This is a genomic window from Microcoleus sp. A003_D6, from assembly GCF_036702825.1.
Taxonomy (GTDB): domain Bacteria; phylum Cyanobacteriota; class Cyanobacteriia; order Cyanobacteriales; family Microcoleaceae; genus Microcoleus.
This window is the reverse complement of sequence record NZ_JAUBWA010000199.1, coordinates 1-7,745: the sequence shown is the minus strand read 5'-3', so window position 1 is coordinate 7,745 and position 7,745 is coordinate 1. Positions and strand designations below refer to the sequence as shown.

Below are 7,745 nucleotides of genomic sequence, written 5' to 3'. Positions count from 1 at the left end.
TCTCAAGAGGGCTAAAGCCCAACTACGTACCTATTTCTAGGATGACAATTAATCCACCCTGCCGGCGCCCCCCTTAATAAGGGGGGGACAAGATTCTTCTCAAAGTCAACCCCTACTCCCCTTATTAAGGGGGATTTAGGGGGATCGAGATATGTGCAACTTCACATTAAATTGGTATTACATCCGTTACATCCGCTACAAAATCCGCTGCCGAACTTCCTTCTATCGATTGCTACAAATGCCTGTGTTCGCAGTAGTAACTACCAAATCTGAATCCAACTGCAAATCTAAATCGGTGTCGGGATTAACAGCATACAAATCGACTTTATCTCGACCTAAAAACACCCCGATCAAAGTCCCGATTCCCGCACCGCCGAGCACCTCTTCAGTCGCGATCGCCCGATCGCCCGTAACACCTGCGATCGCCGCCGCTGCTGCTGCACCCAACGCCGTATTCTTAACCAGATTACCAACATTAACGCCTTTAGTAACAGTTTCTTTCCTAGTAATCAGTTGCGAAGTGGCATTGAGAGGCACTCTGCTGCCGTTGATTATACTTAATTCCTGTGCTACAAACTGAACGCCCGCAGAAGTCGATCGCAATTCGCCGCTAATTTTCGAGCCTTCGGGTATCAGCACTTTACCATTATTGCCCGCGATATCCGAAGCTACAGTCAGCGTAATCGGAGACTTGTCATTGGGGCCGAGCAAAATCTTGCCTTTTGCATACTCGACTGGAATAGTCGCCCCGCTGGGAATTTTCACAGCCACACTCTGGCCAATATCAACCTTAGCAATGTAAGGAGAATTAATTGCTCTTGCTTGATTGGTACTCACTAATGTTTGATAGATAAAAGCAGCTACTTCAGCTCGCGTTGCTGACTTGTTAGGTTTGAGAGATTTAGGATTGGGATAGCTGACAACCAATTGTTTTTCTGTAGCAGCAGCAACGCTTTTGACAGCATAACTTTGAATCTCACCAGCATCATTATAGTAGCTGAGAACATCTTGAAAATCGCACGTAGGCTCATAGCCCATGCCGTTATTTAAAGCGACTACAACTTGAACGCGGGGAATCTGCTGTGCCGGCCTGAAAACATTGCCGGGATAGCCAGACATCCATCCCATTTCGTAAGCTTCTGCGATCGCCCCGCTCGCCCAAAAATTAGACGGAACATCGGCAAACCCAACAGCAGCGCGGGTTTTTGCCTTTTTCACCGAACGGATCATTGCCGCGAATTCAGCCCGCGTTACCGGTGCATCCGGGCGGAAAGTGCGATCGGGAAATCCTTTGATAATCCCTCTTTCTGACAAATCTTGAATAAAGTCTTTTGCCCAGTAGTTATTATTAACATCCGAAAAAGCTGTTTGAGCAAAAGCAGGCGCGGGAGCTAGCATCGGGGCTGCGGTTCCGGCAACGGTTGCCAATGTTAATAAAACAGATGTACCGGATTTGATGCGATGTAATACAGACATTTTTTGATTCTCCAATTTACACAAGTTTTTTATTGAGGAGAAGCAAGCTTTTGATAGGCTGATTTATTTCTGCCGAACTTGCTCTTTCCCTCAGTTATGTAATCATTGTTGAATACTTATATTTTTAGTGCGGGGAAGATACGGTTTTTTAAAATAAATATTTTGAGGCTTTTTTGGGGCTTTTAAAATACTTAAATTCCTTAAAATCCTTATGTTGCTTATCTCCCTTATCTACCTTAAACTGATAACGGTTATTTTACCGGACATGATATCGTTTCCCTTTGCATCGGAATCATATTTTTCGGAGTGCAGTGCGAGCGTCCCGCTCGCACTCGGATATAATTCCGTAGTTACCGGATTTGATATGAATAATAGACCTCTTGCAAAAATAACTAGGACGGGCAAGATGCCCATCCCACAAATTTTTTTTTCTTGTGGAATGGGCATCTTGCCCGTTCCAGAATTTGATTAAAAGGATTTTTGCAAGAGGTCTAATGAATAATGACTAATGATTAATGACTAACGACTAATGACTAACGACTAATGACTAATGACTGATGACTAATGACTAATGACTAATGACTAATAGAGGCTAGCGGTTCCCAACTTGTCACATCTTCAAATAAAGATTGATAGCCCGCTGCATTGGGATGAAGCCCATCCGAAGTTAGACACGAACTACACCAAATATTACCCCGAGCGAGCCATTTATCAAAAATATCTAAATAGGGAATTCCCCGCAACTCACAAGCTAACTTTGTGGCTTCCTTATACCGATATTGGTCAGCATGACTGTAGTACAAACAATCTTGAAAAGGCATTTTACTTTCATCCACCGGCACCATCCCGACAAATATCACCGGACAAAGTTGTTGGGACAGGTTTAATAAATTATCCAAAACAGTTTTAAAATGTTCAAAATCTGTGTAGCTGCGCCCGGTAGGCGACTGCACTCTCGCCGAATCGTTGAGGCCTACGGAAAGAATAATCGCATCCGGAACGCGGTTTCTGAGTTCGCCCCGGTGGCGAAACTCGTTTTCGAGCCGCTGGGCGACTTGATAGGTGCGATCGCCCCGAACGCCCAAATTGTATAAAACGTGTCCTGCACTCTCCGGTAACATCCACTGTCGCCGCAATCTTTCTACCCAACCACCGCCTACACCGTCGCCGAAACCGTAGATTAAGCTGTCGCCGAAAGCAACCAATTTGAGGGGATGAGAATTTACCCGATGCAAGTGACCAAAGGAATAGGCTGTTGCTGCCTGCATAAGCAATGATACTCAGTGAATAATTTATGAATCTTGACATACTAGACTAGAATGTAACATTACATAAAGTAGGTAGTCTCATGGTTAAGCGTCCAACCTTCGATTCAACTCAGCTAACCCGTCGGGCGGAAGAGTTGATCGGTGCTGCATCCAACCGCTATCGGATTACGGTACAGGTGGCGAATCGCGCAAAACGCCGCCGCTATGAAGATTTTGACAATATGGACGACCATCAAATGAAACCTGTAATGCGGGCGATATTTGAGATGTCGGACGAACTGACTCAGCCGGAAATTATCGGAGACATCTAGACTTCGGGAGTTTTGGGTTTTGAGTCGTGAATTGCCCGCAATTTTTGTCAACTCAAAACTCAAAATCTTTTCAAACTAGATTGGCGCGCTTGGGCTAAAAACCGGTTTCTTTTATATACGCAACTGAGCCGGAAGCTCGCACTCCTAAAAAACGCTTTTTACAAAATCGGGATGGTCCCAACCGGGTTGCTTTTCCTAAGTCTGTAGGGTGCGTCAGCTCGATCGCTTATGAGGCAAGGGAAACGCTGGGGGCTGACGCACCCTACAATACTTGCGGGTAAGATTAGGAAATTCTTCTATGTTTGAAATTGTCAAAACCGTGAAAAAATTAAAGCAGGGCTTAAGTTTTCTGTTCGTTACTTTGAGTGTGGCGATTTTCACGCTTTTGAGTTGGGTATTGGAATCGGGCGAACTGAGTATGTCGGCTTTGGAACCTTCGCTGCTGCGGAGTTCCGAGTCTGTCTCTGGGGTGCTGGTTGCTCAACAATCTGCGCCGCTGCCAGTGAGGGCGCAAGATGCGTGGAAGTTTGTGTACGAAAAATTGCCGGATTTCCCGATCGAGAATAACTACATTTCTAAGGAAACTGGAAAAGTCGATCCTACCAATACTTTAGTCGGGCGGTTGATTCGATATCACGTATTTGTCAAAGGGCGGCCGCCCAATTACCGCTTTGATTGGAAGTTGAGTTTAGCTGATTATTTGGGGGCGACTCCCGATTATTTGGTGGAAAGCGTGTATCCCGGAAAGGACGTTTTGCGGTCAAATCCGATGGAACGCGATCGTGCTGCTATTCAAAGTTTAAATAGAGTACAGCGGGATGCTTTGGTTCAAGCTTTGGTTGATGTTTTTACGGAGAATTCCGGGCGTGGGCGCACACCGGGGGCGGGGGAAAAACCACAAGGGCGATCGAACACACCGACAATACCTGAACCCCAGCCGGGAGATGCCAAGTTGTTGATACCTTAATTCTCAGGACGGCAGAAACCGGGTTGTTTGCGGAAATACTGCTGTTGAGCCTTTAACACTGGTAAAAAACCCGGTTTCTTTAGTATGTATGAGTCAGTCCTACTAATCTAAAATCTAAAATCTAAAATCTAAAATCCCTCAATGGTGGAACGTGTAATTAAGACGGGTGTTGGGTGGCGTTTGGGATGGAACCCGGAGGCGCAGGAGTTTAAGGGTTTGGTGGCTGGGGAGGGTTGGGCGATCGAACTCACGGAGGCTGAGTTGAACGATTTTTGCCGATTGTTGGGGCAATTAGCGGGCACAATGAGTCAAATGGCCTCTGAGTTAATGGACGAGGAAAAAATCGCCATTGAAGCCGAAAGCGACTTGCTGTGGGTGCAGGTGGAAGGCTATCCCCAAGCTTACAGCGTGCAATTGATCTTGAATGCTGGCCGTCGCGGCGAGGGTTTTTGGCCGGCGGCTGCGGTTCCGAGTTTGGTGCAGGCCGCAAAAGTTTTAAAAGTTTTTTGACTTTTTCGGGAATTCCATGCTAAGCTATTAAAGCTGTCGGGGCGTAGCGCAGCTTGGTAGCGCACTACTTTGGGGTAGTAGGGGTCGTGGGTTCAAATCCCGCCGCTCCGATTGTGATAAAACCTTCTCTATGAGAAGGTTTTGTTGTTTTAGGGCAGGCGGCGCAGCTCTTACCATTCTCAATTAGGAGGATCGGGAATCCAAGTCTGAGTCAAAAATTTTTCCAAAAAGCGATTAAATTGATATCTCAGTTATTGAAAATGCTTTAATTGTATGCACAGTAACTATTACAACCAAAATGACACTACAATTTCCTCTTCTGGGGTCAGCGGTTCGATCCCGCTATTCTCCATAAAAAAGAGTAGGGAAACGGCACTGCCTTTTCTTAATTTGTAGCAAAACAGTAGCACCGCGTGCTGAAATTCGATCGCGCCGCACACCCAGAAAACCAATTGTCCCGTAAAATCAAAACAGTCTACCCGCAAAAACAAGGGGCTACCTGTGGCCAAGTCAACTGAACCCAGCAATCCTCAGAGGTCGAGCCAACTCGCGCGATCGCCTCTGTACGACCTATCATTAGAACTCAAAGCTCGGATGGTTCCCTTTTCCGGGTGGGAGATGGCGGTGCAGTACGCAGGCATCAGCAGCGAACACCAAGCAGTACGCCAGCAAGCAGGAATGTTCGACATTTCCCACATGGGAAAATTTGGTTTGAGAGGGAAACAATTAATAGAAAAATTTCAACCCTTAGTACCCTCAGACTTGAGCCGATTGCAACCGGGTCAAGCTCAATATACAGTCTTGCTAAATGCCAAAGGCTGCATCTTAGACGACATTATTTTCTACTGCCAAGAACCAGACGCCACCACTAGCGAAGAACGGGCAGTAATCATTGTCAACGCCGCGACTCGCATTAGAGATAAAGCCTGGATCGCCGCCCACTTAGAATTAAGCGAAGTTAGTTTTGCCGACATCTCCAAAAACAAAGTTTTAATCGCAATTCAAGGGCCGCAAGCTGTTAGTTTTCTCCAGCCTTTTGTGGAAGACAACCTCGCACCAATTAAGGCTTTCGGTCACTTAGAAACCAACCTGTTGGGACAGCCGAGTTTTATCGCCAGAACTGGTTACACGGGTGAAGATGGATTTGAAATTATGGTAAATGCCGAAGTAGGAAAAGAACTGTGGCAACAACTATTAGCTGCTGGCGTTGTGCCCTGCGGTTTGGGCGCGAGAGATACTTTGCGTTTAGAAGCAGCAATGGCACTTTACGGTCAAGATATCGACGACAATACTACACCTTTAGAAGCTGGATTAAGTTGGGTAGTTCACCTCGATACTAAAGGCGATTTTATTGGGCGGGAGGTTTTGGAACAGCAGAAAGCCAATGGAGTATCGAAGCGGTTGGTAGGGTTAGAAATGCAGGGGCGACACATTGCGCGCCACGGCTATCCCCTAATATTTGAAAGCGAAACAGTAGGAGAAGTTACTAGCGGTACATTATCGCCTACATTGAATCGGGCAGTAGCCCTCGCGGTTGTTCCGGCAAAATTAGCTAAAATTGGTCAGCAATTAGAAGTCGAAATTCGCGGTAAAAACTATCCCGCTAGTGTGGTGAAAAAACCCTTTTATCGATCGCCAAACCGACCTAGCTTGTAGGGTGCGTCAGCTAAAATTATCAGCGCTGCAAATCGAAAAAATCCCTGGCTGACGCACCCTACGAGTTAAATGTAGGGTGCGTCAGCTAAAATTATCAGCGCTGCAAATCGAAAAAATCGCGGGCTGACGCACCCTAGGAGTTGCTATTGCGAAAGCATTTTAGCAAAATCCCGCAAAGTTGTAGCATAGCGATCGCCCGCCACATCCATCAAATCATTATGACCGGCCCCATCAACCCAAAAATTGAATTTAGGCTGCTTAGCGGCCGCAAACAACTGCTCTCCGTGCCAAAACGGCACCACCTCATCAGCCTTACCGTGAATCACCAAAACGGGCGATCGAACTTTGCCAATCTTATCAATATTCACAAACTTGTCAAAGAGTAAAAGCGGAATCCGCGTCAACACCCGAAAAGCCGAAACAAAGGAACTTTCAACCACCAAACCGCCGACTTTTTGCCGCGAAGCCAAATCAATTGCCGGCCCACCGCCCACAGAACGCCCGTAAAGAATAATTTGCTTTGCAGGTACTCCCAACTTTTGGGTTAAATAATTATAAGCAGCATCAATATCACGATAAGTATTATACTCAGAAGGATTTCCCTGACTCGTGCCGTAACCTTGATAATCATAGGCAAACACAGCAAACCCGCTATCTCGAATCTCTCTGAGTACCCACAAAATCCCGCCCAAGTCTTCCGCATTCCCGTGACTGTAAAGTATGGTATATTTAGCTTGCGGGTTAAGAAAATGAACAGCAGAAATTTTCACGCCATTAGCTGAGCTAACTTTGATAAATTCCCTATTATCACTCTGACTAGATGGCGGAGGTTGAAAAATTAGCCGTTCTGAAAAAAAGAAACCGTAAAAACACAGAAATGCGTAAATAAAAATTATAGATCGCATAAGTCGTTTGACAGAAAATTCTCCAAAAAGCAAGCGTTTAATATTTTTTTTGTTCCACTTAGTCATCAATAAATGCCCATAGTTCACTAAGATTTACTTGATACTTTTTTATTGCGAGAAAAGACATGGCACTAACATACCCCGATGACCTGAAATACCTAGACACCCACGAATACATTCGACTCGAAGGCGAAATAGCCACCATCGGCATTAGTGCCTTTGCAGTTGACCAACTCGGCGATATCGTGTTTCTAGATTTGCCAGAAGTCGGTGCAGGGCTGGAAAAAGGCGAAGCTTTCGGTACAGTCGAGTCAGTAAAAGCGGTTGAAACCTTAAACTCACCAGTTACCGGTACAGTCGTAGAACGAAATGATGACATTATAGAGTCTCCCGAAGATTTGGCCGACGACCCCTATGCCGCTGGGTGGCTGCTGAAAGTGCGCGTTGACAATCCCAGCGAAGTCGATGACGCTTTATCAGCCCAGGCGTATCGCCAAATGGTGGAAGGGAAGTAGGGGAAAGGGGGAGAGTGGAGGAGTGGGAAAATCTTCCTTCTTCCCTCTTCCTGAAATCCGTTACATCCGTTACATCCGTTACATCCGTTACATCCGTTACATCCGTTACATCCGTTACATCCGTTACATCCGTTACA

At 46.0% G+C, this 7,745-nt stretch carries 8 protein-coding genes and 1 tRNA gene; 6 read left to right on the top strand and 3 right to left on the bottom strand.

All coding sequences use genetic code 11. The features are described 5' to 3' along the window. Nucleotides 1-222: 222 nt before the first annotated feature. Nucleotides 223-1,476, bottom strand: coding sequence for an S-layer homology domain-containing protein (locus QUB70_RS30610; protein WP_332985494.1), 1,254 nt, complete (start codon nt 1,474-1,476; stop codon nt 223-225). Nucleotides 1,477-2,051: 575 nt separating this feature from the next. Next, nucleotides 2,052-2,744: a GDSL-type esterase/lipase family protein gene (locus QUB70_RS30605; RefSeq protein WP_332985493.1), complete on the bottom strand. Its 693-nt coding sequence runs from the start codon at nt 2,742-2,744 to the stop codon at nt 2,052-2,054. Between the two features lie 80 nt (nt 2,745-2,824). Here QUB70_RS30605 and QUB70_RS30600 point away from each other — a divergent pair, with 80 nt between their 5' ends. From QUB70_RS30600 to gcvT, 5 genes are all read left to right on the top strand, one after another. After that, nucleotides 2,825-3,055, top strand: a complete 231-nt coding sequence (locus QUB70_RS30600) for a DNA-directed RNA polymerase subunit omega (protein ID WP_172188796.1) — start codon at nt 2,825-2,827, stop codon at nt 3,053-3,055. 298 nt (nt 3,056-3,353) lie between these two features. After that, nucleotides 3,354-4,022: a hypothetical protein gene (locus tag QUB70_RS30595; protein WP_332985492.1), complete on the top strand. Its 669-nt coding sequence runs from the start codon at nt 3,354-3,356 to the stop codon at nt 4,020-4,022. A gap of 141 nt (nt 4,023-4,163) precedes the next feature. Then, nucleotides 4,164-4,532 (top strand): DUF1818 family protein, encoded by a 369-nt coding sequence (locus tag QUB70_RS30590; RefSeq protein ID WP_332985491.1) that lies wholly within the window; start codon nt 4,164-4,166, stop codon nt 4,530-4,532. 37 nt (nt 4,533-4,569) lie between these two features. Then, nucleotides 4,570-4,643, top strand: a tRNA-Pro gene (locus QUB70_RS30585). A 390-nt stretch (nt 4,644-5,033) separates the two neighbouring features. Beyond that, nucleotides 5,034-6,188 carry a glycine cleavage system aminomethyltransferase GcvT gene (gene gcvT, locus QUB70_RS30580; RefSeq protein ID WP_332985490.1) on the top strand — a complete coding sequence of 385 codons (1,155 nt, stop codon included), beginning with the start codon at nt 5,034-5,036 and terminating at the stop codon, nt 6,186-6,188. A 143-nt stretch (nt 6,189-6,331) separates the two neighbouring features. Here gcvT and QUB70_RS30575 read toward each other — a convergent pair whose 3' ends face one another. After that, nucleotides 6,332-7,159, bottom strand: coding sequence for an alpha/beta hydrolase (locus QUB70_RS30575; protein ID WP_332985489.1), 828 nt, complete (start codon nt 7,157-7,159; stop codon nt 6,332-6,334). 59 nt (nt 7,160-7,218) lie between these two features. On the opposite strand from QUB70_RS30575, the gene gcvH reads away from it, so the two are divergent. Continuing rightward, nucleotides 7,219-7,608 carry a glycine cleavage system protein GcvH gene (gcvH, locus tag QUB70_RS30570; protein ID WP_332985487.1) on the top strand — a complete coding sequence of 130 codons (390 nt, stop codon included), beginning with the start codon at nt 7,219-7,221 and terminating at the stop codon, nt 7,606-7,608. Nucleotides 7,609-7,745: the final 137 nt, after the last annotated feature.

Bases quoted from the DNA above. Each gene is read 5' to 3' on its own strand.
- QUB70_RS30590 (WP_332985491.1), top strand. From the start codon at position 4,164: ATGGTGGAACGTGTAATTAAGACGGGTGTTGGGTGGCGTTTGGGATGG.
- QUB70_RS30610 (WP_332985494.1), bottom strand. From the start codon at position 1,476: ATGTCTGTATTACATCGCATCAAATCCGGTACATCTGTTTTATTAACA.
- QUB70_RS30575 (WP_332985489.1), bottom strand. From the start codon at position 7,159: ATGACTAAGTGGAACAAAAAAAATATTAAACGCTTGCTTTTTGGAGAA.
- QUB70_RS30605 (WP_332985493.1), bottom strand. From the start codon at position 2,744: ATGCAGGCAGCAACAGCCTATTCCTTTGGTCACTTGCATCGGGTAAAT.
- QUB70_RS30595 (WP_332985492.1), top strand. From the start codon at position 3,354: ATGTTTGAAATTGTCAAAACCGTGAAAAAATTAAAGCAGGGCTTAAGT.
- gcvH (WP_332985487.1), top strand. From the start codon at position 7,219: ATGGCACTAACATACCCCGATGACCTGAAATACCTAGACACCCACGAA.
- QUB70_RS30600 (WP_172188796.1), top strand. From the start codon at position 2,825: ATGGTTAAGCGTCCAACCTTCGATTCAACTCAGCTAACCCGTCGGGCG.